Origin of the sequence: Cobetia sp. SIMBA_158 (genome assembly GCF_046566945.1) — a bacterium.
GTDB classification, from domain to species: domain Bacteria; phylum Pseudomonadota; class Gammaproteobacteria; order Pseudomonadales; family Halomonadaceae; genus Cobetia; species Cobetia amphilecti.
Genome location: NZ_JAWJYL010000098.1, coordinates 1 through 387, shown reverse-complemented (window position 1 = coordinate 387; position 387 = coordinate 1). Strand labels below are relative to the sequence as shown.

General features: G+C 33.6%; 1 protein-coding gene. It reads left to right on the top strand.

Annotated features, from left to right (window positions below; genetic code table 11):
• Positions 1–350: DUF4309 domain-containing protein (locus R2R70_RS19150; protein WP_410978773.1), on the top strand; the 350-nt coding region annotated here is incomplete at its 5' end.
• Positions 351–387: the final 37 nt, after the last annotated feature.

Genomic DNA, 387 nt, shown 5'->3' with positions numbered 1-387 from the left:
ACATTAAGAAAATTGCTGGAGAGCCGGATGATGTTCGTTATTATCAAGATGAAACCTATGACCAAATGATTCTTTCTTACAAAATTAACTCTACCACTGAATTCTTATGGGTTTTACCGAAATCAACCAAGCAAGAACCAGATCCGAAAGTTGACCATGTCTCTCTTTATACTCAGATTGACGCTCAAACTGTCGTACAATCCATCGTTGAAGAAATGAGTGTAGAAGAAAAGATTGGTCAAATGATTCTTGCCCTATATAGAATCTGCCAAATTCTATTAACTACCTTTTGTCTTGTTGACACAATTTATACATACCTAAGACCAAAAAGTAAAAAACATGTATACTAATCTTAGTATAACAATAAGGAGTGAACAAAATGTTTAC